The sequence below is a fragment of the Trichocoleus sp. ST-U1 genome (assembly GCF_039961835.1).
Lineage (GTDB): Bacteria > Cyanobacteriota > Cyanobacteriia > Cyanobacteriales > FACHB-T130 > FACHB-T130.
In genome coordinates, this window is the sequence record NZ_JAMPJZ010000012.1 from 49,435 (window position 1) to 73,699 (window position 24,265).

The 24,265-nt window shown below is 46.0% G+C and carries 18 protein-coding genes and 1 pseudogene; 7 read left to right on the top strand and 12 right to left on the bottom strand.

The genetic code is table 11. From position 1 onward, the window contains the following. Nucleotides 1-50 precede the first annotated feature (50 nt). Nucleotides 51-1,010 (bottom strand): aldo/keto reductase, encoded by a 960-nt coding sequence (locus tag NDA06_RS07085; RefSeq protein WP_190985172.1) that lies wholly within the window; start codon nt 1,008-1,010, stop codon nt 51-53. A gap of 170 nt (nt 1,011-1,180) precedes the next feature. Here NDA06_RS07085 and NDA06_RS07090 point away from each other — a divergent pair, with 170 nt between their 5' ends. Further along, nucleotides 1,181-1,765, top strand: a complete 585-nt coding sequence (locus NDA06_RS07090) for a DUF1802 family protein (RefSeq protein ID WP_190424916.1) — start codon at nt 1,181-1,183, stop codon at nt 1,763-1,765. Between the two features lie 150 nt (nt 1,766-1,915). On the opposite strand, the gene NDA06_RS07095 is transcribed toward NDA06_RS07090, so the two are convergent. Further along, on the bottom strand, nt 1,916-5,515 hold the full coding sequence (locus NDA06_RS07095) for a PAS domain S-box protein (protein WP_190985171.1): 3,600 nt from the start codon (nt 5,513-5,515) through the stop codon (nt 1,916-1,918). A gap of 1,133 nt (nt 5,516-6,648) precedes the next feature. Here NDA06_RS07095 and NDA06_RS07100 point away from each other — a divergent pair. Further along, on the top strand, nt 6,649-6,897 hold the full coding sequence (locus NDA06_RS07100) for a hypothetical protein (protein ID WP_190412071.1): 249 nt from the start codon (nt 6,649-6,651) through the stop codon (nt 6,895-6,897). Nucleotides 6,898-7,067: 170 nt separating this feature from the next. Here the strand turns inward: NDA06_RS07100 and NDA06_RS07105 are convergent, their stop codons facing one another. From NDA06_RS07105 to NDA06_RS07130, 6 genes are all read right to left on the bottom strand, one after another. Then, nucleotides 7,068-8,030 carry a PrsW family intramembrane metalloprotease gene (locus NDA06_RS07105; RefSeq protein ID WP_190531312.1) on the bottom strand — a complete coding sequence of 321 codons (963 nt, stop codon included), beginning with the start codon at nt 8,028-8,030 and terminating at the stop codon, nt 7,068-7,070. A gap of 41 nt (nt 8,031-8,071) precedes the next feature. Then, nucleotides 8,072-8,956 (bottom strand): ChaN family lipoprotein, encoded by an 885-nt coding sequence (locus NDA06_RS07110; RefSeq protein WP_190985170.1) that lies wholly within the window; start codon nt 8,954-8,956, stop codon nt 8,072-8,074. A gap of 115 nt (nt 8,957-9,071) precedes the next feature. Next, the gene (gene ppsA / locus NDA06_RS07115; protein WP_190985169.1) at nt 9,072-11,510 is read right to left on the bottom strand and encodes a phosphoenolpyruvate synthase; all 2,439 of its coding nucleotides are present in this window, start codon (nt 11,508-11,510) and stop codon (nt 9,072-9,074) included. A gap of 768 nt (nt 11,511-12,278) precedes the next feature. After that, on the bottom strand, nt 12,279-13,241 hold the full coding sequence (locus NDA06_RS07120; RefSeq protein WP_190985168.1) for a DUF2382 domain-containing protein: 963 nt from the start codon (nt 13,239-13,241) through the stop codon (nt 12,279-12,281). 341 nt (nt 13,242-13,582) lie between these two features. Next, nucleotides 13,583-13,792, bottom strand: a complete 210-nt coding sequence (locus NDA06_RS07125; protein WP_190412075.1) for an acetyltransferase — start codon at nt 13,790-13,792, stop codon at nt 13,583-13,585. A gap of 149 nt (nt 13,793-13,941) precedes the next feature. Beyond that, complete coding sequence (locus NDA06_RS07130) at nt 13,942-14,865, bottom strand: DUF2382 domain-containing protein (RefSeq protein WP_190430210.1); 924 nt, start codon at nt 14,863-14,865, stop codon at nt 13,942-13,944. A 350-nt stretch (nt 14,866-15,215) separates the two neighbouring features. On the opposite strand from NDA06_RS07130, the gene NDA06_RS07135 reads away from it, so the two are divergent. The 3 genes and pseudogenes from NDA06_RS07135 to NDA06_RS07145 all read left to right on the top strand — a co-directional run. Continuing rightward, entirely contained in the window at nt 15,216-15,869 is a 654-nt protein-coding gene (locus NDA06_RS07135; protein WP_190985167.1) for a bifunctional 4-hydroxy-2-oxoglutarate aldolase/2-dehydro-3-deoxy-phosphogluconate aldolase, read from the top strand. A gap of 104 nt (nt 15,870-15,973) precedes the next feature. After that, nucleotides 15,974-16,486: a L,D-transpeptidase gene (locus NDA06_RS07140; RefSeq protein WP_190430208.1), complete on the top strand. Its 513-nt coding sequence runs from the start codon at nt 15,974-15,976 to the stop codon at nt 16,484-16,486. Nucleotides 16,487-16,984: 498 nt separating this feature from the next. After that, nucleotides 16,985-17,347, top strand: a pseudogene (locus tag NDA06_RS07145) (L,D-transpeptidase); the annotation flags it as partial. A gap of 157 nt (nt 17,348-17,504) precedes the next feature. Here the strand turns inward: NDA06_RS07145 and NDA06_RS07150 are convergent. Next, on the bottom strand, nt 17,505-19,100 hold the full coding sequence (locus NDA06_RS07150) for an Hsp70 family protein (protein ID WP_190985166.1): 1,596 nt from the start codon (nt 19,098-19,100) through the stop codon (nt 17,505-17,507). Between the two features lie 343 nt (nt 19,101-19,443). On the opposite strand from NDA06_RS07150, the gene NDA06_RS07155 reads away from it, so the two are divergent. Together NDA06_RS07155 and NDA06_RS07160 are read left to right on the top strand one after the other, a co-directional pair. Beyond that, entirely contained in the window at nt 19,444-19,671 is a 228-nt protein-coding gene (locus NDA06_RS07155) for a hypothetical protein (protein WP_190412080.1), read from the top strand. Nucleotides 19,672-19,837: 166 nt separating this feature from the next. After that, nucleotides 19,838-20,833: a hypothetical protein gene (locus NDA06_RS07160; protein ID WP_190412081.1), complete on the top strand. Its 996-nt coding sequence runs from the start codon at nt 19,838-19,840 to the stop codon at nt 20,831-20,833. 249 nt (nt 20,834-21,082) lie between these two features. Here NDA06_RS07160 and glsA read toward each other — a convergent pair whose 3' ends face one another. The 3 genes from glsA to NDA06_RS07175 all read right to left on the bottom strand — a co-directional run bounded on the left by glsA (nt 21,083) and on the right by NDA06_RS07175 (nt 23,803). Next, nucleotides 21,083-22,072: a glutaminase A gene (glsA, locus tag NDA06_RS07165; RefSeq protein ID WP_190412082.1), complete on the bottom strand. Its 990-nt coding sequence runs from the start codon at nt 22,070-22,072 to the stop codon at nt 21,083-21,085. 63 nt (nt 22,073-22,135) lie between these two features. Continuing rightward, nucleotides 22,136-22,963, bottom strand: coding sequence for a PHP domain-containing protein (locus tag NDA06_RS07170; protein ID WP_190985165.1), 828 nt, complete (start codon nt 22,961-22,963; stop codon nt 22,136-22,138). A gap of 3 nt (nt 22,964-22,966) precedes the next feature. Continuing rightward, entirely contained in the window at nt 22,967-23,803 is an 837-nt protein-coding gene (locus NDA06_RS07175; RefSeq protein ID WP_190985164.1) for a cobalt-precorrin-6A reductase, read from the bottom strand. Nucleotides 23,804-24,265 lie beyond the last annotated feature (462 nt).

Here is a 24,265-nt window from a genome sequence, read left to right on the forward strand (position 1 = left end):
TCACGGCTGACTCCCTAAAATTCTGATGCGAAAAATTCTCTGCGTTCCGATCACCAATTCCACATGATGGGGCTATCGTCTAGACGATCGGTGACAATCCGCCCAATTGCATCAATTTCCTGCAATTCATCAGTGGATAGTTTAATATCACCCGCCTTAGCGTTGTCTATGACTTGTTGGGTATTTCTCGCACCCGCGATCGCATTCGTTTGTGGTTGGGCAATTAACCACGCCAATGCCAGTTGAGCAAGGCTACACTGATGGCGTTCGGCAATCGGACGCAGTTTATCCAAAGCTTGCTGGGCGCGTTCGTAGTTCTCCCCTTGAAAAAGCTTATTTTTCGCACGATTATCCGCTGGATCGAATTGATGATCGGAACCGAATTTTCCAGTTAATAATCCTTGAGCTAGAGACGAATACGCAAGAATTGAAATCTTGTTTTCAACGCAGTAAGGCATGGCATCCTTTTCCACCCAACGCCAAAACAGGGAATACGGCGGTTGCAAACTATCGATGCGTCCATACTGGGCAGCTTCTTCCAACTGGGCGCGGGAGAAATTAGAAACCCCAATTGCCCGAATTTTACCTTGTTCCTTCAGGTGGTTAAGGGCGTTCATGGTTTCTTCAATGGGGACTATTTCGCTTTTAAACACTCCAGAGGGCCAGTGAATTTGGTATAGGTCGATATAGTCGGTTTTCAGGTTTTTGAGAGAGCGATCGCACGCTTCAATCACTTGGTCATACTTGAGATGATTGGCAAAAACCTTGGTTGCATAAACCGCTTGGTCGCGCACATCTGATAGCGCTTGGGCGACAATCTGCTCAGAATGCCCCTCGCCGTAGACTTCAGCGGTGTCAACGGTGGCGATACCGGCATCAAATGCCCCCCGGATTGCTTTGATCGTGTCGGCGTCTTCAATTCCCACCCACATCCTTTTGCCAGCTTGCCATGTACCCATGACAATCGGAGAGATTTGAATGTCAGAAGTGCCTAAGTGTCGTTTTTCCATGCGTCAATCCTGGTTTATCGGCTTCTGTCTTCATATTAGGCAACACTTGGGAAGGGGGACGCGATCGCTTGCTTCGTTTTCAACATCAAATCAAATCAGCATCAAAGTAACGATGTTAACTGACCTGTCGTGTGGTCGCTGTTAGCCTGGAATTAGAATATCCGAGACTTATGCAATCCACGACGACCACTAAAACCACACCTCACGCCCTCAAAGAATGGGCGGTTGCTGTCGATGCCTTAGAACAAGGCAAAACGATTATGCTGCTACGCAAAGGCGGCATCCGCGAGGAAAACAACCGCTTCACCGTTGCCGAAACAGAAGTTTTGCTCTACCCGACTTATGAACATCAACAGCCCGATTTGCTAAAAGCGGAATATTCCAATCTGGTGCAACCCGTCGCCTCCGGTTGGCATCCAGAAACCATCCGAATCGGTGCTTGGGCTGAAATTACTGATATTTTGCCTGTGAGTGAAGAATCAGCGGTGAGAGGGCTGCTACCATACCATATTTGGAACGAGCAATTTGTCAGCGATCGCCTCAAATGGAAGCCGCGTCAGCCGATTTATGTGCTGCTACTACGCACTTACAAACTGATTCAAGCGCAGATTATCGCTTACCGCCCGGAATATGGAGGTTGCAAGTCGTGGATCGATCTTGCAAGCGCGATCGCAATTGAGGATGCAAAACCTGTTTTAGATGATGCAGAATATGCCCAGCAAGTCACAACAATTCGGCAAATAGCTAATTGGTGAGAGGTATTCCATTATCCGCTATGTCAAATCTGGTTAATTCGCCGTAATTCTCCGGAACCCCACCCCGCCATGTCCTGCGGCTCCGGCTCCCCTCCTCGCAAGCGGGGAGGGGCTGGGGGTGGGGTTCTTTTATTATGGAAACCGGACAGATTACCCATTACCAGAAATTGGGTGCGTCAGCGGTAACTCTAAAGTAAACGTTATCTCTTCAGAAGCACTCCTGACTCGAAGAATGCCACCTAAATGTTGGGTGAGTTTCTGCACCAGCGCTAATCCTAAACCAGTTCCGCCCTGCTTCCAGCGATCGGCACGGGGAATGCGGTAGAACTTGTCAAAAATGCGGGGTAGCTCATCAGGCGGAATCTCGACCCCAGAGTTGCTCACCTTGATTTGCATCATTGCCGAAGCGGCACGGACTGTTACTGTAATGCGTTCTCCTGGTGGGGTGTACTTGCACGCATTATTGAGCAACTCTGTCAAAATTCGCTCCACACTGGCTAATTCCGAGACTAGGGTGGGCAAGTTTGAGGGAATATCAACCTGTAAGATTTGTTCGCGTTCCTGTATGCGGGAGCGAAAGGATTCAATAATATTCGGCAACCACTCTGGTAGATCGATTGCCGTGGCAAGAAAGCTGGGATAAGACGCAGCTGCTAGCCGTTGCAAGTCTAGAAGGTCATTGATTAGCTCAGTTTCTCGGTTGCACTCTGTTTGCAATATTTGTAGATAGCGCTGAGAGCGATCGCCTGTCGGAGAAACCTTGAGCATTTGGATCGCCATCTTCATATTGGCGATAGGAGTCCGCAATTCGTGGGAAACCGTGCTGAGGAAGTCATCTTTGAGTTGATTGAGTTTCTCCAGTTCCTGCACTTGGGCAAGGGATGTTTGATAAAGTCGGGCTTGACGAATTGCGATCGCGCATTGATTGGCTACCTGTTTGACCAGCCGAATCTCCAGATTGTTAAAGGTATAATCTGGGTGATGGAATAACCACAAATCCCCCAGGACTCCTTGATCGTCGAACATCGGACAAGCTAACATCGATGCCTGACCGTGGATAGAGTTGCCAGAGAAGGAACACAATTGAAAATGCTTCCCTTGCCGGAGGGGTCGATAAATTTCCGGAAAAGAAGCCATTTGCAAGACGCGACCCTTCGAGGAAGGCATTGAGGCGGCGTATTCGTAGCAAATCGTGGCAGTTTCTTGTTCCAAGTTGTAGAGCGAAGCATGGCAGCTGCTCATGTTGAAAGAGAGTGCCAACTCCCTAACTGCTGCTTGCAAAATTTGGCTTTCGTCCAGACTATCGCGGACTTTGTCTGTGATGCGTTTCAGCACCGCATCAAAGCCGAGTGCTTTTTGCAACTGGGTAGTACGTTTTTGCACTTGGCGTTCCAGATTGGAGTTCATCTGTTGCACCTGCTTAAACAGTGCCGCTTGCTCAATGGCGATCGCTAACTGATTCGCCAATGAAGTCAGTAAGTCAATTTCTAATTGCTTCCACTGTCGGGGTTGCGAACACTCATGGACACAAAGCAACCCCCACAGTATAGGCGTGGGGGAAGTGGTGCAAAACACCGCATTCGCTCCCGTATTTTCTGCGACGGTGAAGATTTCGTCCCTGCCTCTTTGCAAAATCGGGACTATCAAAGTCGCTCTGACTTGAATCTCAGCCAGTAGGTCAAAATGATATTTATCTAAATCTGCGGTATGAATATCTTCTATCGCGGTGATTTCCCCTTGTTGGTGGCGCTGGACATAAATGTCTCCTAGTGGTTTTGAGATGGTGCTTCCCTGGAGAGACTTACACCCAGAACCGACCGATTCCATCATCACGACTCCACTCCAGTCTGGCTGGAAACGGTAAACGATTACCCGGTCGGTCAGGAGCAATTCTCGGACTTCAGTGACGGTTGTATTGAGAATCTCGTCTAAGTCTAAAGATTGGCGAATGCGTTGAGCGATCGCTGCTACCAATCGCTGTCGTTCAGTCTGCTGCGTTAAAGCGAATTGTGCGAGCTTCTGTTTGGTGATATCCAGAGTAGTGCCAATCATCCGCACCGCTGTGCCTGTTTCGTTGCACAGCAACTGGCTTTTTGTCATCATCCAACGAATGCTGCCATCAGGCCAGACAATGCGAAATTCCTGTTCGTAGCCCTGATTTTCTTCCAAGGCACGAATCGCTGCTTGCTGTACGGATTCGCGGTCTTCCAGATGAATGTATCCGAGGAAGGCTTCATAGGTTTTCTCAAAGCTACCTGGCGTCAAACCAAATAGCTTTTCATTGTTGTCAGTCCAGGTCACTTGATTCGTGAGGATGTTCCAGTCCCAAATGCCCATTTGTGCAGCTTCCAGAGCTAGTCTCAATCGCTCCTCACTTTGTTGCAGTGCCTCTTCTGCTTGCTTGCGTTTCGTGATATCGAATCGAATTGCTAAATATTGGAACGGTTTTCCTTGGTCATTTAGAAACGGCACAATCGTAGTATCGACCCAGTAACAAGTGCCATCCTTCGCTCTATTTTTAATTTCCCCTTGCCAAATTTTTCCGTTAGAAATCGTTGCCCAAAGATTTTGAAAGAATTCTTTTGAATGGAATCCAGAATTGATCAAACGATGACTTTGTCCAATCAATTCTTCTCTGGCATATTTAGAAATTTGACAAAACTTATCATTAACATAGTTAATCGTTCCCTTCTCGTCAGTTGCTACTGCGATCGCCGCTTTATCTAAAGCAAACTTGATGTCTGATAATTCCTTCAAAGATTTTTCTAATGCCTGTTCAGCTTGCTTACGTTCGTCAATATTTTCAATAACCGAAATGAAATACTTCGGCTCACCCGTTGGTTCCCGTACCAGCGATACAGTCAAATTAATCCAAACTTGAGAGCCATCTTTGCGGATGGAGCGCTTCTCGATGGAATAGGTCTGAATCTCTGACGCCAACATTTGGCGGACGTGTTCAAGATCCGCATTCAAATCGTCGGGGTGAGTAATATCCTGAAAAGTGCGCTCTCGGAGTTCCTCTGGCGTGTAACCCACAATATCGCAGAGTTTTTGATTAACCAGTAACCACTGCCCGTCGATGCTGACGTGAGCGATGCCAACAGCAGCTTGGTTAAATGTTGCCTGGAAGAACCTGTCGCTTTCTGTGCGTGCCTCTTGCACTTGCCTACGGTTGTTGATATCGGTGAATATACCGATTGCACCCTGAAATTGACCATTTTCGGCAAAGAGGGGACTGGTTCTAGCGAATACCCACAACTCTCGATCGTTTTTGCAACGCCAACGCCACTCATGCTTTTGTTGGGTTCCTTGCTGCATCCGCTGGTAATACGAGTGTGCTTCAGCAAGGTCTTCCTCAAAGAGGAAATCAAATGCAGAACGACCCAGAATTTCCTCACTTGAATAGCCGAGCATTTCGGCGGTTTGCTGGTTAACGTATGTCGTTTTTCCCTCAGCATCGATTATCCAAATGCCTTCACCCGTCGCCTCCAGCATTCGCCGATACATCTGTTCGTTTTGGCGCAGCAGTGCCTCAGTTTGTTGGCGCTGATTGATTTCATGTTGCAATTGTTCGTTAGCTTGCGCCAGTTCCGCAGTCCGGTTTCTTACCCGCTTTTCTAACTCTTCATCAGCTTCGTGCAACTTCGCCTCTGTTTGCTGACACCGGGTTAATGCAGCTTGCAACGCTTCTTTGGCTTTGAGAAGCTTTAGAGTTTGTGCTTTAAGCCGCATATCAAACTCTCTAGACATTCTGCGTTTTAATCTGCTCATCATAACTAGCCGCGTTGCAAAGTACAGTGCTACGATTAGCTTCTTCTATCTTCTTCAGTTACGAATGCGATCGCTCATAAGTTTTCTGGACTGTAGAAGACCTTTAAGAAGCTACGCTCACCATTTTCCCGCTTCTTCCATCTTCAAGGCAGGGGATGCCGCGTATACCGACATAGGTTGCGCGATCGCAATCTCCTTTTGCCTAAAAGACATTTGCCTACTTTGATATGCTATAACTTTCTCCTTGAACAAGGACTTACTACCGACAGACCAGCATCAGTCGGGCATTTTGTCTGATTCCCCAGGCATGGTTTTGTGCCTAGATTTATTAGAGCCTATATAGATCCTATAGAGTTTCAGAAGGGTTACACGTTCCCGTTTTTGCGAATTTGGCAATCATCTACGCGGTTTTTTCATAACTTCATATCAATTTTATGTTTCATATTTTACTGAATACATCTTGCTTGTTATATATTTACACCGATTAAGTGCATTGCCGCATTTGCTGATGCGAGAGCTAAGTCAAAGGGAATTCACCCGATTGGCTGAGACTCAACTGTGCTACCAAGACAATGTTTCCCCAAAAAAAGCGACTGGCAACGACCTTTGAGCAAAAGTAATTATAGCCATAGGTCAAAGACTTTGGGTGAGTGGCGTGAAGAATTCGTCTCAATCGGTTCGGTGTCAAAGCGATCGCATTGATGTTGAGTTAAGAATGAATGCTATTAGACAACTTATTCCACAATTGGCGCTATATACAACTAGGCTAAGTCACCAGTTTCTATTAGCTATTTTGCATAAATTGTCAAGAAAAAAGTGATAAGTTTTATAACTACATTGCGCGAGCTTGATTGGAGCAAAAATTTTGTGAGTTCTTTAGAGGTATGTTATTGTAAACGATTAATAAATCCAACTTTACTTGGAGCAGCAGTTCATCCTAAGAGATTTTCCGGTCAAATCAAGTCGAGCGGCTTTGAGCCGTCTTAGCAACTCTTAGTTGAGCTGTATAGACAGCTATTGTTAAAGGATGTTAAAGGAAGCTTCCTCCAAGCATTTACCCCAAGAAAATCTGCTCAAGGGTTCACCCCTTTTTTTGAGAAAGGAGTTTTCTGATGCCTAAACAAATGTCCTGGTTGCCTAAGTCTGCGACGGATGATGAGAAGATTTTGTATTTGCAAAATCAACCCAATGAACCCTGGCGACCTTACACAGCCTTTCCGCAATACGCTGTACCCGACTACCGCGAACCAGGAATTTCTAGGGGTTGGGCAACTTACCAAAAGTTAATCCGGACAGGCTGGACTTTGGTTCCTAGTGAGAAGGCGCAGGAATTTTCTATTATAAATTCAGAGCAAAGCTGATAAAAAATACCAGCAAGCAAAGAAAATTAACAATATTAAGTGTAGAAATGCCTGCTACCCATAAGTCTCTGGAGACCGTTTTTGCTAATGCAGCGTTGATTGATATCTAAAACATTTCTTAGCTCCCAATCCTAGAAAAATTGAGAACCAAGAAAAAGTTGCACAGGGCGTTAATTTCTGAATTGTTTTAATTGTTTGCGGAGTAGGGCGATTTCGGTACTGTTACCGCTTTCTTCGCCCATTTTAAATAATTGAAATTTCTTTTGAGCCAACTCGGCTGCGGTTTGAATGAAAGCGCGTTGTTGTTTGGGTGCTACGCGCAACCGCGCGAGGGTGTTGGAACGCCTGTTACAGAGTGCTTCGTAGTCAGCAGATGAAATTACAGTTGGAACTTCGTCGCTAAGGTATGTTTTAAGCATTTTGCGATCGCGATCGGCAGCGACAAACCCTAAAACAATCATTAAAGCTGCCAGGAACCCGTAATTCCACAAAGCGATCGCTAGGGTCGCACCACCGCTGGCTTTTGCTAAAATCAGTGCGCCATTGTGGATTAAATGGGCACTCATCGCCGCAATCAACCCGCCAGAGATTAGCAGTATTTTCGTAAACAGGTTATGCCGATGGCGTGCCAAACCAAACCCGATGCCGGTGAGGGCTGTCCAAAAGCCGTGCATGAAGCCCAAGACGATGACACGTAGCAGCAGCAGCTGTCCCCATTCTTCCCACGTCTTTGTACCCTGCAAGTACAGGATATTTTCTACATAGGCAAATCCGAAACCCGCCATCGCCCCATAGACAATCCCATCTACCCAGCCATCAAATTCTCTGCGATACCACAGGTAAATAATTGCTACAGCAGCGCCTTTGAGGATTTCTTCAGTGACGGGTGCATTGACAGCCGTGGTGATGAATTGACCCCCAAGACTTTCTGCACCAAATATCAGTTGGATGGGTACGTTTAGAATTAATTGCACAATGATGCCACCCACCACTGCTGGCAGCGCCCCCCACAAAAATGCCGCAATCAGGTAGCGTGTCGGTTCTTTCTCAAACCGATCGATGCTAATCACGATGCGGATGTAAATAAAGGTGGGAATTGCTATCAAAATAGCTGTGATTAGGAACCTATCCATAGGGAGAGTTTAATTTTCTTCGTTTATAACTTATTGCTCAGTTATTTGCCAGGTGATGTTACCCACAAGTAATCAGCGATCGCTTTATCAGTTTGTGCAGGCTCTTCTACCGTAGGATTGAGTAGAATCGATCGCTGGATTATTTTATTGCCCAAGCGTCGAGCAACACGGCTGGGAATTCCATAGCCGTAGACTATATGAGCTTGTCCAGCCAGCACGACGACTTGATAATCTGGATGGGTTTTTAGAAACTGCGCGATCGCATCTGCCATTGTTTCATCCCACAGCACTTGGGCAGTGAAAAATCGCTCAAAGTTGGCGCTGGAACCATGACCGGCTACTTGATGTTGTTGAAAAGCCTGTTGTACCATTTGGCGATATTCAGTGTTATCGGTACGAATTTCAGCATCTGGTGGAATATAGCGCCGTTCCGCGGCTGTCAGGCTTGCTAATCCTTGTCGGGCAACTTTGCGGGTGACTTCGCTGGGAGTATTTAAGGCTAAGACAGGCAGTTTCTTTTCCTTAGCAAAACCCAGAATTGGGGCGTAATATTCCCAAGAAAAACCCCAGCGTTTTTTATATTCACTTTGTTCGATTAGCTGAGTTTCTGTTATCTTCCCCGCCAGATAGCGATCGAGTACGCCTTGATAGGGACGCTGGAACATCTCCATTGCAATGGCAATTTTCCGATTTCGTCGATAGAGTTCCTGAATTATCTTCAGTTGAGCTTGGTGATCTTCAGGGCTATCGTGGGTTTCCCCTAAATAAATGACGTTTACCTTTGCAAGTTGTTGCAAAACTTCGGGTGCAGTATAGCTTTGCTGCGTTTGAGGGCTGGAGATTGTTTGGGAATAAGCAGGCAAGGCACAGAGGAGGAAAATCAACAGCGACCAAGCGCAGAATTGGGTGAATGAGTATTTTTTCATAAAGATATTGTGGCAGGAGAGCATCCCGATCGGCTTGCTTATTTCCAGCTACACGGAAAACCCGTTCTCTTGGGGAAAACGGGTTTCTTGACGTTCAGTTTTTGCAACGATTGATTTAAACCCCTTCAACTTCCGCTACCATCAACAGCGTCTTCAGTACAGAATCTGGGTTTAAACTGATCGAATCAATCCCCAGTTCTACCAAGAATCGAGCAAATTCCGGGTAGTCGCTGGGCGCTTGACCGCAGATACCAATTTTGCGATTCGTTTTCTTAGCGGCAGCGATCGCCATCTTCACCATCCGCTTCACTGCTTCGTTACGTTCGTCAAAAATATGCGCCACTAACGCAGAATCCCGATCTAAACCTAACGTTAGCTGCGTTAAGTCGTTAGAACCGATGGAGAAACCATCAAAAACTTCGGCAAATTCTTCAGCCATAATTACGTTACTGGGCAACTCGCACATCACGTAAACTTGCAAACCGTTTTTGCCTTGTTCCAAGCCATGCTTCGCCATCTCTGCTAACACCTTGCGCCCTTCTTCGGGAGTGCGGCAGAAAGGAATCATCGGGATAACATTTGTTAAACCCATTTCATCTCGCACCCGCTTCAAGGCTTGGCACTCTAAAGCAAAAGCATCGCGATAGTTTTCATCATAGTAACGAGACGCCCCTCGCCAGCTAAGCATTGGGTTTTCTTCTTTGGGTTCAAATTGCCTGCCTCCCAAAAGATTAGCGTATTCATTACTCTTGAAATCGCTCATTCGCACAACCACTGGATTGGGATAAAAAGCGGCAGCAATCCTTGCGGCTCCTTGAGCTAACTTATCGACAAAATATTGAGGTTTATGTTCATAAGCTGCCGTCATTTCCGCAATTTTTTCTTTAGCTTCTACATCCTCCAATTTGTCGTAAGAAATCAAAGCTAAAGGATGGGCTTTGATGTGATTAGCAATGATGAATTCCAGCCTAGCTAATCCTACCCCATCATTAGGAATCGCTGAGAGGCTAAATGCTTCTTCAGGATTGCCTACATTCATCATAATTTTAGTGCGAGTGCGGGGTAGGTTCTCCAGCGGAATTTCTTGAACTTCGTAGGATAATAATCCGGAATAAACCCGTCCTTCTTCTCCCTCAGAACAAGAAACCGTAATTTCTTGACCTGTTTTTAAAATATCTGTACCATTTCCGCAACCCACAATGGCTGGAATTCCCATTTCTCTTGCAATAATTGCCGCGTGACAGGTACGCCCCCCTTTATTCGTAATAATCGCGCTAGCTTTTTTCATGATTGGTTCCCAATCAGGGTCAGTTTTATCAGTGACTAAAACTTCCCCGGCTTGGAACAAATCAATTTTGTTCGCATCGAGAATTACCCTGGCTTTGCCCTGCCCGATTGCCTCTCCAACGCTACGCCCTGTTAGTAAAGGTACCGCCTGCTGCCCTCCTACCAGATGATAGCTACGCAGAACTGTTTTACTCTTTTGCGATTGCACTGTTTCTGGGCGAGCTTGGACGATGAAAAGCTCATTAGTAACGCCATCTTTTGCCCACTCAATATCCATCGGCATATCTTTGCCGTGGACATCGCTGTAATGATTTTCAATCAAGCAAGCCCACTCGGCGAGTTGCAAAATTTCCTCATCGTTAAGGGCGAATTTCCGTTGATCGCTTAAGGGCACTCGCTCATTCTTAGTGATTTTACAGCCCCCCTGATCGCACACTAATTTGAATTCTTTGCTGCCCAGTCGTTTGTCAATAATTGGGCGGAATCCATCTTTTAAGGTGGGCTTGAAAACCAGATATTCATCGGGGTTGACTGCCCCTTGAACTACATTTTCCCCTAACCCGTAAGCGGCTGTAATTAAGGCGGCATTTTTAAAGCCGGTTTCGGTATCAATCGAGAACATGACACCAGAGGAGGCTAAATCCGAACGCACCATTTTTTGCACGCCGACGGAAAGCGCAACATCAAAATGGTCGAAGTTCTTGATGTGGCGGTAAGAAATCGCACGGTCGGTAAATAGGGAGGCAAAGCATCGATGACAAGCTGCCAAAACTCCTGGAGCGGTTTGAACGTTTAGGAAGGTTTCTTGTTGACCGGCAAAACTAGCATCGGGCAAATCTTCAGCGGTGGCAGAGGAGCGAACAGCTACATCCATGTCAGAGCCATAAAGCTTGCACATCTGTTGGTAAGCTGCGGTAATTGCTGTCCGTAGTTCCTCAGGGAAAGGCGTATGCATTAACAATGCTCGTGCCTTTTTTCCGCGTTCCCGCAGGTTGTCGAGGTCTTCAACATCCAAGTCAGAAAAGAGCGATCGCAGCTTGTCTTCTAATCCCGCTGATTGAATGAAATAGCGGTAGGCATACGCCGTTGTGGCAAACCCGTTGGGAACATTGACTCCCTGGCGGGTTAACTGCTGAATCATTTCCCCTAAGGAAGCATTTTTTCCGCCTACCAAAGGGACATCGATAATTCCAACTTCATCGAACCAGAGAATTAGCGATCGCTCTTTGGATAAGTGCAATGACCTTTCTGCCGCTGCTGTAACCATAGCTTTTTCTCCTTTTGTAGCTTTAGTCTAGCGATGGCGAGGCTGAGAATGGGTAAATTAGATCACTTCTTCATTAATTTTGTAATTTCTTTGGGATCACTGCGAAATCAGCCGGTTTTGGTTATAATTTCCAGAGATTAAAGCTGCCAATTAGCAAAAATGTCCTCAATAACAGGTCGGAATAAAGCTTAAAGAATTCAGGATAAATACTGAGGGATCGAGAATAAAGGTAAACAGAGTTTATGACTTTCGCCTTTTCTGCTCAAACTTTTTTACTGTTTAATTAATTATTCCGATTTCCAGCCAAGTCCTTGTAGGCTGAGAATTGTTCTCTTGATTCCTTACCGAGGTACAAGGCAAAACGATAAAAGCCTCCCTATCTTCTTGCACGCACAACAAAATAGCAGACCAAATGGAAAAAATTCCCCCATCTCTGTGAAGTTCGGGGGTAAGGAAGGAGCTGTTGTAGAGCAATCAAAAAGGGTAGGCGATCGCGTTTGCGATCGGAGATTGGGAATGTTACAAGCGAGCATGCCCTGTATTGCTGAGATACGCCCCCACGTTTCTAGCGTGGGGCTACATAAACGAAGTTTGCCGGGAGCAGACTAAGAATTTTAGCCTGCTCCCGGCAGATGTTGTCCTCGCAAGCCCCACCCTTCAGGGTGTAGGCACATACATTGGGATGCTCCCAGTTAGCAGTTCCCTATCACCCAAGTACCACGTTTCCAATCTCCAGGCACTTGTCTCAAACTTTATATCTCAACCGGGTTACTTTCTATTTGACGATGGCTTGATTGAACAGCGATCAAACCATTCCTGGTAAGTTGCCTGATGTTCTGCGTCTTCTAGAATGATTTCCACTCGGACTTTGGCACACCCATGCCCACGCTGATGCGCGATCGCATCTAAAATGCGACTGGCTGTTCTCGGCGAATCGAAGTCACCTCTGACTGTTGGCTGAGTGTCAGTTGTAGATTTAGCGCCGAAACTAGCTGCTTCAATTAGCTCAAGACCTGGAATTTCTCCTTGCCCTAAATCAATTTCTGCAAGTTGTTTGTGTTCGGGGCTGATTTGTTCAACAATTAGAATCTCTCGGCGGACTGGCACTTCTACCATGCGCGTTTCGATTTCTTTGCGAACGATCACTTCACCGACTTTATGTTTGTTACTATCAATGACTAATCGTTCTTCTAACAACCGGAAGATTTCTTCCTCGACAACTTCTGACTCTGTACTAAAAGTATTAGAAGCATCCTCTGGCATACTAGTTTGCTCCAGTTCTTCGGGGTGATTATTTAATTCATCTGGCGTTGCTATGAAAGAAGCAGTTGAGGCATCTGTTACTTCCCACTCAGCTTTCGTTGAGATTGGTGAAGTTTCTAAAGGCTCTACATCCGTTGTTTTTTCTAAGGGTACATATTCAGGCAAATACTGGGTTTCCGCTTTGCTAATGTCTACAAACAGAGTTTTTGTAGACGAGTCAACCTGCTGGATATGCTTGCTTCGGATGAGAAATAATGGGGCATTTTGATTTAGCCCTTCTTGAGATATCACTAAGTTCAGCTGACGGTCTGAATCGAGATTTACATCCTTCACCTTCCCTAACAGCAAGTTTTCCCGATCTCTGACTGCAAAAGATTTAAGTTTACTTTGCAATTTATTTAGCAAGACATTAATTCTGACATCGTTTCGCCTTGCTCCTTGCCCTTGTGCTAGCATTTGATGGTTCATTTTAAAAACTTCCTAAACGATCTTGAAGCAAAATTCGATTTTTTATTCCATTTATGAACGGGTGTTTATATAGATAACAAGCAAGTCCTCATCCCAGTTTGAAGTTTAGATTTTGGATTAGGCATGGGGAAAGGGGATCTTTACCAGGAGCATATTCGCTTTGTTAGTAACGAATTTTCGATTGCGTTGTGTGACTAATCGTTACCCAACCGACAAAAGACAATGGTAATACAATCCCATATCCGCCATTTCAAAATTTGCAGCCCTTTTCCTAAACTCAAAAGTTTCTAGCAAGACTTGACGAATAAACACCCGATAATGCTTAAGCGTTTTATTGAAAATTAGGTGGTTGTATAGTTGGCATCCATCCAACAGCGAGGTAGGCTTTCCCCAGAAGGAAAAATTAATTCTTTCTTCTCAAAAGAAGCTTTTTCCTGTTCCTCCTGCCCTGCTTGATCTCGCCCAGAAATTGCATCATTATTAGGGTTGAACAGCTCCTCAATATCGAGAACTTCTATCAAATCGCCGGTTTGTTTGTTTTTGAGAAACATGAAGACTTTCTAAATTAGGTTATCAAGTGCAAGTTAGTGGTAGGAAAACCCTACCTCTAAAGGTGCAGGCAGAGCTAATAATTTGCCCTGCCTGCATGGTTTTTACTCGCTTAAATCATCGGTGACTTAATCGCTCGTTGGAGGGCTTCTTAAATCCGATCGGAAGGTAAGTTAGTAGGGCGGTTAATAGTAGCTTGCCCGTCCGTATTCACATCTAACTCTTCACGACGAATCGTTTCTTCTGCGTCAACTGTTTCGTGATCTACAACTTTCTTAACTCTGACTTCCTCACGCACAAAAGCTTCTTTGTGAATGTCAGGAGTTTCTTCGTAGATTTCCACGCGGGCAACTTCCCCTTCGCGGAAATCAGCTTCGCCAGGAGTTACGGCTGTTCCAGCATCTGCTGGAGTAACTCGCTCAATCACCACTCGCTCTTTTTCAACTGGTACTGACACTCGTGCAGTTTCGGTTTCAATGTGCTTACCAACCGTAACTTCCCCGGTTTTAACGCGAGTTTTGTTAGCAATCAACCGCTCTTGGTACAGTCTGAGAGTTTGATGATCCCGATCGTTCAGTCCGTACAAATTCGGCTCTTGCTGATAGTTGTAGGTACTCCGATCGTAAGCGTCAATGTTAGGCGTAGCCGCTGCATAGGAGGTATCAACAACAGGTGCTGCATCAACGTTAGCAGAGGTAGCAGAGGCTCCAGTAGAGGGAGTGCGATAAACGCCTCTTACCCGTTCTTCATAGTCGTAATCAGTCCTGGTAGCTTCGTTGAACTCTGGTAAAGCTTCTGCTTGCTCTCTGGTCATGCCAATGGCATAAACCCGATCCGTGTTGTAATCGATTCGCGAACGACCAATTGGTAGTAAAACTTTTTTGCCAAAAATCCAAAAGCCTAGGTCAACAACTAAATAACGGAAATGACCTTCTTCATCAACTAGAACATCGCTAACGGTTCCAATTTTATCGTCGGTACTACTTTCTGAATAGACCCCCATTCCATGAAGGTCATCTCCTTCAAAAGTCTCGCTGTAGTTTGGATCAAAGTCAGTGAGTTTTAAAAGAGGCATGGTTTTGTTTCCTCAAAATTATTTCTATATTGGCGATTTTATTAATTTTATTAAGTGTTTCCATCTCCCTAGCGACTGAATTAACTCGCGTTAAGTAACTCCTGCAAAAATTAAATCAAAGGATTTCAATATTTAAACTTGAGTTATTGAAAATGTAACTTGGTGGTTGAGCTTGAGTTTTTTAGGCAGTAACTGATAGCTAAAAATATTAAGAAATATTAATTAAGAGCAAGTTAAGATAAACAAATGCGTATTCCTAAGGGCTGAAAAACAAGTAAGAATTAAATCAGAAATAGCTAATAGTATCTAAGAAGTTCAAAAATTAATCTGCCTAACGGTAGAAAATGAGGATGTATAATCAGTCGTGGTTCAAGCAGGTGCAAAAGCACCGTGTGATCGCAGTCATTCGCGCACCGCAGATGGAGCTGGGTCGCCAAATGGCTCATGCGGTTGCGTCTGGGGGAATGCAGTTGATTGAAATTACTTGGAATAGCGACAACCCCGCAGAATTGATTGGTGATTTGCGATCGCAATTACCCGCGTGTACGATTGGCACGGGCACTGTATTAAATCGGGAACAGCTTAAAGACGCGATCGCTGCCGGTGCCCAGTTCGTCTTTACTCCCCACGTTGACCCAATCTTAATTCAGATAGCAATGGATAGCGGCGTGCCGATGGTGCCGGGGGCGCTGTCTCCAACGGAAATTGTCACCGCGTGGCAAGCCGGTGCCAGTTGTGTCAAAGTGTTCCCCGTCCAAGCGGTAGGCGGTGCCAGCTACATCAAAAGTCTGCAAGGGCCATTAGGACATATTCCCTTAATTCCGACTGGGGGGGTCACGGTAGAAAATGCTAAAGCCTTTCTCGCGGCTGGAGCGATCGCGGTCGGACTTTCCGGCAGTTTATTTCCCCAAAACTGGGAAGCCAATGCGTCGTCCTCTGGATGGGAGGCGATCGCCAAACGCGCTCAAACTCTGATGCAATTAGTGAATGACCCGACAAGCTGAGTTACGATTGAGCTAATAAAAGACCGACATTAGTTGCTCCTAGCAGCTAATCAGAGCTTTTCGCTGAATTTTTCTAACCGACCCACCGAGTGAGATGATTTGCCATGAAAAGCATCATTTCTGCTAATTTGCTGCATCGCCCAGTTGCATTTTTTGCTGGGGCGGTGGTGGCGCTTACGGCTTTGGATGCTGCTTTCGCACCCGCGATCGCTCAAACAAAGCAGCCGATTGTGGCTGCAAAAATGCAGGAATTGCAACAATCCGATCAACGCTGGATTCAGATTGACCTATCTAAGCAACGACTGGTTGCCTGGGAAGGTGGAAAACCCGTCTATGCAGTGGTTGTTTCTACCGGCAAACGTTCAACTCCCACTCGCACCGGCACGTTTGCGATTAAATCGAAACATCGGTCTGCCAGGATGCGCGGGGCTGATTATGATGTTCCGAATGTTCCTTACACGATGTATTACCACGGTGGTTATGCCATCCACGGTGCTTATTGGCATCGCCGGTTTGGAACTCCCGTTAGCCACGGTTGCATCAATGTAGCCGTTAATCATTCTAAATGGCTATTTAACTGGGCTGCGGTGGGGACGCCCGTCGTTGTCCATAAGTAAGAAGGAAAGTAAATAAAAATAAATAGTTTTTTTGGCTCTAGAACCCTCTTTTATGGAAAAATCTGGAATAGATTCCCAAAATCTATCTAAAGATGGTTTTAGCTAACTATCAGATAGGGAAACCTAACCTTAGCTACTTTCCTAGACCCGAAAGTGAGGTGTGTCATTAAAAGCCAAATTTGCTTTGCTTGGTTACGTCGTTCTGGAACCTTCTGGGCAAGTATTGCCCTGATCTTTGCGACTTTGTTTTCTTGGTCAACGCCCGCTCTGTCAGCATCAAAGTCAGTCAGGGCAAGGGAGACAGCCGAACAGCCATCGACGAGAAGATCGGTGCGATCGCGCAGAGCCATGCGGAAGCGCATCCGAGTTCGGAGAACAGCCGCCAGCAACAGGGTTCGCCGAGGCAGAAGAATTGCCAGCAACAAGGCTCGCGTTCGTAGAAGAGTCGCCAGCAACAGGGTTCGTCGTACAAGAGTCGCCAGTAACAGTCTTCGCGCTCGGCGATCGCAACGGCGCTGGATTGAAGTAAACCTTTCAAAGCAACGGTTAATTGCCTGGGAAGGTGGAAGACGGGTTTATTCTGTCCGAATTTCCAGTGGTAAGCGCTCCACCCCCACTCGCGTCGGGACTTTCAGGATTCAATCAAAGCACCGCACGGCTCGGATGCGAGGAAGAGACTACAACGTTCCCAATGTGCCCTACACGATGTACTACTCCGGCGGCTATGCCATTCATGGAGCGTACTGGCATAACCGCTTTGGTACCCCAGTCAGCCACGGCTGTGTCAATGTGCCAGTCGCTCAAGCTCGCAAGTTGTACAGCTTCGCCTCACATGGCACAAAGGTGGTTGTCCGTCGTTAAGGGGTAACGGGTAATATCAAATGCGTCATCAAAGAACCCCACCCCCTCCCCGCAAGCAGGGAGGGGAGCCGGAGCCGGAGTGGGAGCGGGAGCAAAAGGCGATCGCTCTCTAGGTGGTGGGTTTCTTCTTAATTGCGGGTAATTAACCGGATCAAACCTAGCTCAGCTCAACGACCGGCTGATTGTCCAATAAAGTTTGATTGGTCAGCAGGTCTTCAACGGTGATTCGCAGGAAGCGATCGCGATCGACGCGAAACAGAAGTTTAATGCGATCGCTTCCTGGATACCCCGGTGGTGTCAAATTGGCAATGGTACGGGCACCCTGGCGGTCGTTGAGGGGTTGTACCGATGTCTGGTCGCTGCCCAAACGACGAGTGATTAAGCGATCGCCATCGAAATACACTTCAGTTCCACCTGTTTCAGCACCTAACTCTCCGACAATTAATTCGATGCTGGGTTGGTTTTCCACCGAAGCACCTAGAACTAATTCCACAGGTTGGCTCATCGGGTAAGCTTGGCCTGAATTAATCAGTTGATGCCAGTTATGGCGGTTATTCCGGCGATCCCAGTAGCGGATGCCATAGCTGTGGTAGAGAAAATCTTGCAGTTCGACGCCTTGACTCAGTTGCAGGGCACCTTGCGCGATCGCTTCAAACGGGCGATCGCAACGAATTTTGCTGGAGTCAAAGTATTGCTGCACCCACGTCTGTACGGCGGGGATTTGTACAGTCCCGCCCACTAATAAGACAGCATCAATATCTGACACTTCGATGCCTTGCCGACGCGCTTGCTGCAACACTTGAGTCATTGACTCGTCTAAGCGAGCAAAAAATTGGTGTTCTGTGAGGATGGCTTCAAAGCGATCGCGATTGAGTTCTAATTCGTAACTCTCAAAAGTTTCATCATTAAAATAAACCTCGTTCGCCTCGGTTTGCACAGATAACTGAATCTTTAACCGTTCTGCCAGTCGTGTCGTCAAAGGTGTCGGCTTCAATCCCTGAGTTTTGGCAAAATAATCAACAACCCAGTTGTCCAGATCCGAACCGCCTAAATTTTGTCCAGCTTTCGCTAATACCCGCGCAGTTTTTGCCTTCTGTCCGGACTTTTCAGCTAGCTGTTTTTTTCCCCATTTGAGAATAAAACCCAGTGGCTTCTGAGTTTCTGTCATATCCAGCCGCACCAGGGAAAGATCCAGCGTCCCGCCGCCAAAATCTACCACCAGCACCACACCCCCATCTTTCATTCCATAGCCCAAGGCAGCTGCTGTCGGTTCATCCAACATCCGCACTTGTTCTACTGGAAGAGTTTGGCATACCTGCCCCAGCCACTTGCGGTAAGCTTCAAAACTGTCTACTGGCACCGTTAATACCAGAGACTGTCCGACGTCGGGGTTAACGGCATTGAGTTTCTCAATCAGGTGGTTGAGGAACCATTGCCCGACTTGCTCAAAAGTAACGAACTGTCCATCCAGTTCTGGGAGAAATCCCTGAATATCAGCACCAATGCCTCGTTTAAAGCTGCGGAAAAAGCGGGCATCGGTGGTGAGGTCGAGACCGCGATCGCGTACAGCTTGCCCCACCACCACCGTCGAGAGTGCCGCATCCTCAACATAGAGCAAACTGGGAATTAGGGGGGGATTCTGCCCAGCGATGACCGATAACCCAGGTAAACTCACGGTTTCTGGTTGCTGGAGGGCTGGATTCCAGCGAGCGATAACCGTATTGCTAGTTCCAAAATCAATTGCGATCGCCATTCAGCTTCACACCGACAAACCGGCATCACGTCCTCAAGGATTTTATCAACGAATCTCCCTGTTTCCCTTCAAACTCAGTTTTCCTGCTTTTTTTGTCTAACTTAAAGGCTACTAAACCTCTATGCTGTCGAGGTTATAGCTTTTTTAGTAGTTTAATATACATTTTCTTGCCTTTTGTCGATTTCTCTGGTATTTTAACAACTCCCTCTTTGGACGCATGGCAAGTAAAAGAAACATTTTTTAACATAGAAGTGTCAAGGGGAATGTCAGGAGTTATCAAAAGTCCTCAAGCCCTTTAATCGCTAGATGACCATTCAGTATTTTTAGAAAAAGGGCTGAAAAGATGAATAACCAGCAACCAACAGAAGCTGCTAATTTCTTAGCAAACTTCAAAATTGGTCTATGGTTCTTCGGTATTTCCTTCTGGCTATTTGGGATTACCGATAGAAGTATTGCTTCATTATCAGATGGATATCTTTCTGTCATTGACATCGCGCAACTAGGCACGGCGACGTTTTTCTTTGTAAGTTGGTTGCTTTTAAAGCCAACCTCAAGGCAAAAGCAGGTTTAAGACAGGTGGCATTCGGAGGGTTTTTCCAGAGGGTATCGAGTGCCATTGGCACTTGATGAAGTAGACGATCCCAAATGCGATCGCTTCTATACAAGCTTCCAAGCACCATTAGGAGTGCTAAAGCCAAGCATAAATCAATAGAAAAATCTCAATCTTTTGAATTATTATGTCTAGCAATATTCTTCAAAACACTGATTTTAAACTCATAAACAATAATCAATACCTAGAGATTTCTCTATTTATCACCAACTTCAAGAATGGAATTTGGGTATTTGGAATTCCCTCTTGGCTATTCGGACTCACCGATAGAACGGTTGCTTCCTTTGCTGATGGCTATTTATCAGTAATAGAAGTTATCCACTTATTTACAGCTTCTTTTTTCTTCCTAAGTTGGCTGTACTTAAGACCCGATCAAAACTTAACGGGCGATAGTTTAGGCACAATCCAAAACTACCAAGGCGATGCAAATCCTTACCAAGATGAAGGATATTTATCTACAGTTCAAGATAGAATGCTTGAATTGCAAGAGCAGCATCAGCATATGATAGGGCAGGAATATATTCTACCTTTTCCCTACGTCTGCCAAATCTATCATTTATTAAATTTAAAACATCTGGAAAGTATTCACAACTTTAGCCTGAATAATTTACGGGTTATTAATGTGAGTCATTTCCAGCCTACAGCCATCGGTGGAATGGTGAAATTTCAAACTGTTTTAGATTCTCCAATCAATCCTTTAAGAATTTGGAGACAACCAATCGTTGAAGTGGACTTAACATTGCATAGTCCCTATACGGTTGAACTCAGCATTCCGGTTTACAATGGCAAAAGGATCGTTGTAATTTTCAATGCCATTCCGCTCAGCGACACCGAACATAAGTTCCTCGTAGACATTTACAGTGACTTAGAGTGGCCCAGACCTTTATTGCAATTTATCTTGCATTTTGCCTCTTGTTTGACACTCTTTGAAGATTTGCCTTACCTACAGAAACTAGCTGAAAGAAATATACAGCGGTTGGTCAGCTTAAATAGGGTTTCAAATCATGAAACAATGTGGCTCTTTCAAAGATTTGTAGACCTCTACGGTTCGAGTATAGAATCCTCGGAAACCAAAGCAATTAAAGCGATTGATGCGTCGCAAGAAGCTACTCTTTTAAGCTAAGACAGCGGAATCTAAGGGGTGCTGGGTTTCGTTTCAAGGGTTCAGGCTACGGAATTTCGGCTAAAGATAGGTGCTATTCAGGTTCAGTTGAATGGCACTGATTTCAGTCTTAAACTAAGGCTCTAAACTAAAGTTTGGGCTGAAAGCTCGTAACCCGTCAAAACGGGTTCAACGCTCACTCAGTCAGTTTAATTTAGCTTGATATTGCTTCTGGGTGTGGAATTTATCTCCAGGCTCATGGCGGCGGTTCTATTCAGATTCAGTTTCTTGCTTGTTGCACAAAGTATCCAGCAAACGGGATCTATCTGTTTGCAAGTCAAATAAATGTAACCCAAACTTCTCTGATAGTTCCTCAGACACCTTTATTCCCCTGACGCTGCTGCCGTGCGAGTCTAGCGGGGGTGAAAAAATTGCAATGCCCATTTGCTGTGGCACAACCACAATCAGTCCGCCCGATACTCCACTTTTAGCGGGAAGACCCACTTTATACGCCCACTCTCCGGCAAAGTCATACATCCCGCAAGTGTACATGACTGTCAAAATATCTCTGATATAACGGGAATCAACCGCACGCTCCTGGGTGATCGGGTTCATGCCGTTGTTCGCGAGAGTCGCTGCCATCACTGCCAAATCGCGGCAATTCACCATCAAAGAACACTGCTGGAAGTACAAATCCAGTGCCTCGTCAATTTTCGCGTCGATCATGCCAAAATTGAGCATCAGATGCGCCATTGCTCGGTTGCGATGCCCGGTCGTTCGCTCTGACATGAACACGGACATATCAATAAATAGGTTGTGTCCAACGTAACGCTGAAACATATCCAGCATCCGGTTTAAGCGCTCAGTTGGTCCCACTCCTTTAATTAAACTGGTGGTAGCGATCGCTCCCGCATTTACCATTGGGTTATAGGGTCGCTTTGAGGATTCATCCAGCTTAATAATGGAGTTAAAAGCATCGCCAGTGGGTTCCACTCCCACCCTTTTTACAACGTAATCGCGCCCATGATCTTCCAGCGCCATTCCGTATACAAATGCTTTGGAAATCGACTGAAGGGTGAACAACTGTTCCCAATCGCCAATTTCATAAACTTGACCATCCACGGTAACAATACATATCCCGAACCAATCCGGATTTGCCTTGGCGAGTTCCGGGATATAGTTTGCCAATACACCTTCATGAATTGACTTGTACTTGGTGTGCAAGTCGTTGAGAAAGTCTTGCAGGATGGCACTTGCCATTGGTAATTGGTAATAAGGAATGGGTAATCGCTAATTGTTTCGGGTGACATTAGCGATTAGAAATTAACGTAAACTTGCCGCCGCTTGTTTGATGGGTTCAAGCAAATCTAACGGTACCTGAAGCATATTCAGCGCACTGCGATCTGGAGTTTTTGGATCGGGACTGGGGCCATGATAATCGCTGCCGCCTGTCATCAGTAAGCCATATTCAGCGCACAACTTTTTGAGATTTTGAATTTCTTTGGCGCTGTGGTTGGGATGATAAACCTCAACGCCCATTAACCCAGCAGCAACCAATTCTTTCAGCACTTCCTTCACATCACCGCCTCGGAACAGGTAGGGATGCGCCCACACAGGCACGGCACCGCAAGAACGTAACATGGCAATCCCTTCAACAATCGAGAATTTCTCGTAATGCACATAAGCTGGTTTATCATCCCCCAGCAGACGATCGAAAGCTTCCCGCGATGACTGAAAATAACCTGCTTTTACGAGGGCAGTCGCAATATGAGGACGCCCTGGTGCCATGCCTTCGCCTAATTCAGGTAACTGAATCGGGTAGCCTAATTCTGCCAATTTAGCGACCATTTGTTGCGATCGCCGTTTCCGTCCTTCTAGGCGATCGCTTAAAGGTTCCCGCAGCTTCTGTTCATCCGGGTAAAAGCCCAAAATATGTAAGGAACAATTGTTGTGAACGGTGCTGAGTTCCAATCCGGGGACAATTTCCAGGTTATGCAGTTTGGCAGCAGCAAACGCCTCATCCCAGCCATTCATCGTATCGTGATCGGTGATAGCAAGGGCGCGGACTCCGGCACTCATCGCCGCGTTAACGAGTTCGCTGGGTGTGAGGGTGCCGTCTGAGTATGTGGTGTGGCAGTGTAGTTCTAGCATTCTTTAATTGTCGCTTGATTCACGCTCAGTAAGATTGTGGCGGACTAAACTCAATCGAAAGATGTCTTGGCAAAACTCTAGCGCTGTTTTCAAGTCGCTGGTTTGCTGAGGATACGCAACTTCTGGACGAGTAATAACCACTAAGGGAATGCCTAACTCTGCGGCAACTTTGCGCTTGATCTCTTCTCCCCCAGCCGTTCCTGATGCTTTCGTAACCACAAGGGAAATGTCCCACTGTCGCCACAGCGCCATTTCCAATTCCGCAGAGATGGGGGGGCGAATCGCAATCAGTTTATCGGGTGTAAACCCTGATTGTAAAGCTGCTTCCAGCGCTGTTACGGAAGGAAGAATTCGGGCAAATAAAGTAGACTTTTCTTGCCAAGGACGGAACCGGGACAAGCTTCGATAACCAATTGTCAGTAGCACCCGTTGCCCTTGTAGGTAGTCTCCAGATAAAAGCGTGTCGAAACTATCTAGCTCTATTACCAGCTGCTTCTGTAAGCTTGCATCAATAACCGGACGCTCGTAGCGGAGATAGGGAATCTGTTGCTTTTGGGCAGTTGCGATCGCTATCTTGGAAATCTCCGCCGCATAGGGATGAGACGCATCCAAAATCGCCACAATTCCCTGCTCTTTTAAAAACCAATCCAACTGCGCTGCATCCAGATAGCCCACCCAAATTTGCAAGGAGGGTATTGATGGATACAGCGTTCTAGCGGCTTCTGTAGTGACAGTAACAATGCAGGGTAGATGGAAACGAGCGATCGCTTTTGCTAACTCAGCACTCTCCTGAGTGCCCCCAATTAGCCACAGGCGTTGCTCAAAGGATGAAGAATTCATTGTTTCTGATTCATCCCTCACCCTTTATCCTTCTTCTATCCCTTGAGTGCTTTTCTAAAGTTCTGACGATAGGATTTATTGCCAATTATCAAAGCAGGCCATAACAGAGCCAGAACGAGCCGACCTTGGCTGAAATTCGTTCGGCGGAACCCCTTCCAGAATCTCCATCCGCCGTATCCATAAGCCCCTAGAAATAATAAGCCTAATAACGTACCCATTCAAACAATCCTCATTAACCCATTAAAACTGACTGCATTTTTGTCGCCACCAGCAACTGTTAATCTTTCCAACACTGTTTGAGACATCCACCTTGGGCAGTTCCAGAAGATTAGAACATTCTGCTTCATCTCTCAAGTGTAAGCTAGACTACGCAATTGATTCCGGCTACACGGCAAAGTAGCATTGATTCAGTTCTAACCTATCCGAGGTTGAGTTGTAGCTGCACCCTCAAGATGTAACAAA

Bases quoted from the DNA above. Each gene is read 5' to 3' on its own strand.
- NDA06_RS07105 (WP_190531312.1), bottom strand. From the start codon at position 8,030: ATGGATAGGTTCCTAATCACAGCTATTTTGATAGCAATTCCCACCTTT.
- NDA06_RS07155 (WP_190412080.1), top strand. From the start codon at position 19,444: ATGAATAACCAGCAACCAACAGAAGCTGCTAATTTCTTAGCAAACTTC.
- NDA06_RS07110 (WP_190985170.1), bottom strand. From the start codon at position 8,956: ATGAAAAAATACTCATTCACCCAATTCTGCGCTTGGTCGCTGTTGATT.
- NDA06_RS07175 (WP_190985164.1), bottom strand. From the start codon at position 23,803: ATGAATTCTTCATCCTTTGAGCAACGCCTGTGGCTAATTGGGGGCACT.
- NDA06_RS07095 (WP_190985171.1), bottom strand. From the start codon at position 5,515: ATGTCTAGAGAGTTTGATATGCGGCTTAAAGCACAAACTCTAAAGCTT.
- NDA06_RS07130 (WP_190430210.1), bottom strand. From the start codon at position 14,865: ATGCCTCTTTTAAAACTCACTGACTTTGATCCAAACTACAGCGAGACT.
- ppsA (WP_190985169.1), bottom strand. From the start codon at position 11,510: ATGGTTACAGCAGCGGCAGAAAGGTCATTGCACTTATCCAAAGAGCGA.
- NDA06_RS07085 (WP_190985172.1), bottom strand. From the start codon at position 1,010: ATGGAAAAACGACACTTAGGCACTTCTGACATTCAAATCTCTCCGATT.
- NDA06_RS07170 (WP_190985165.1), bottom strand. From the start codon at position 22,963: ATGCTAGAACTACACTGCCACACCACATACTCAGACGGCACCCTCACA.
- NDA06_RS07100 (WP_190412071.1), top strand. From the start codon at position 6,649: ATGCCTAAACAAATGTCCTGGTTGCCTAAGTCTGCGACGGATGATGAG.
- NDA06_RS07090 (WP_190424916.1), top strand. From the start codon at position 1,181: ATGCAATCCACGACGACCACTAAAACCACACCTCACGCCCTCAAAGAA.
- glsA (WP_190412082.1), bottom strand. From the start codon at position 22,072: ATGGCAAGTGCCATCCTGCAAGACTTTCTCAACGACTTGCACACCAAG.
- NDA06_RS07160 (WP_190412081.1), top strand. From the start codon at position 19,838: ATGTCTAGCAATATTCTTCAAAACACTGATTTTAAACTCATAAACAAT.
- NDA06_RS07135 (WP_190985167.1), top strand. From the start codon at position 15,216: ATGTATAATCAGTCGTGGTTCAAGCAGGTGCAAAAGCACCGTGTGATC.
- NDA06_RS07120 (WP_190985168.1), bottom strand. From the start codon at position 13,241: ATGAACCATCAAATGCTAGCACAAGGGCAAGGAGCAAGGCGAAACGAT.
- NDA06_RS07140 (WP_190430208.1), top strand. From the start codon at position 15,974: ATGAAAAGCATCATTTCTGCTAATTTGCTGCATCGCCCAGTTGCATTT.
- NDA06_RS07125 (WP_190412075.1), bottom strand. From the start codon at position 13,792: ATGTTTCTCAAAAACAAACAAACCGGCGATTTGATAGAAGTTCTCGAT.
- NDA06_RS07150 (WP_190985166.1), bottom strand. From the start codon at position 19,100: ATGGCGATCGCAATTGATTTTGGAACTAGCAATACGGTTATCGCTCGC.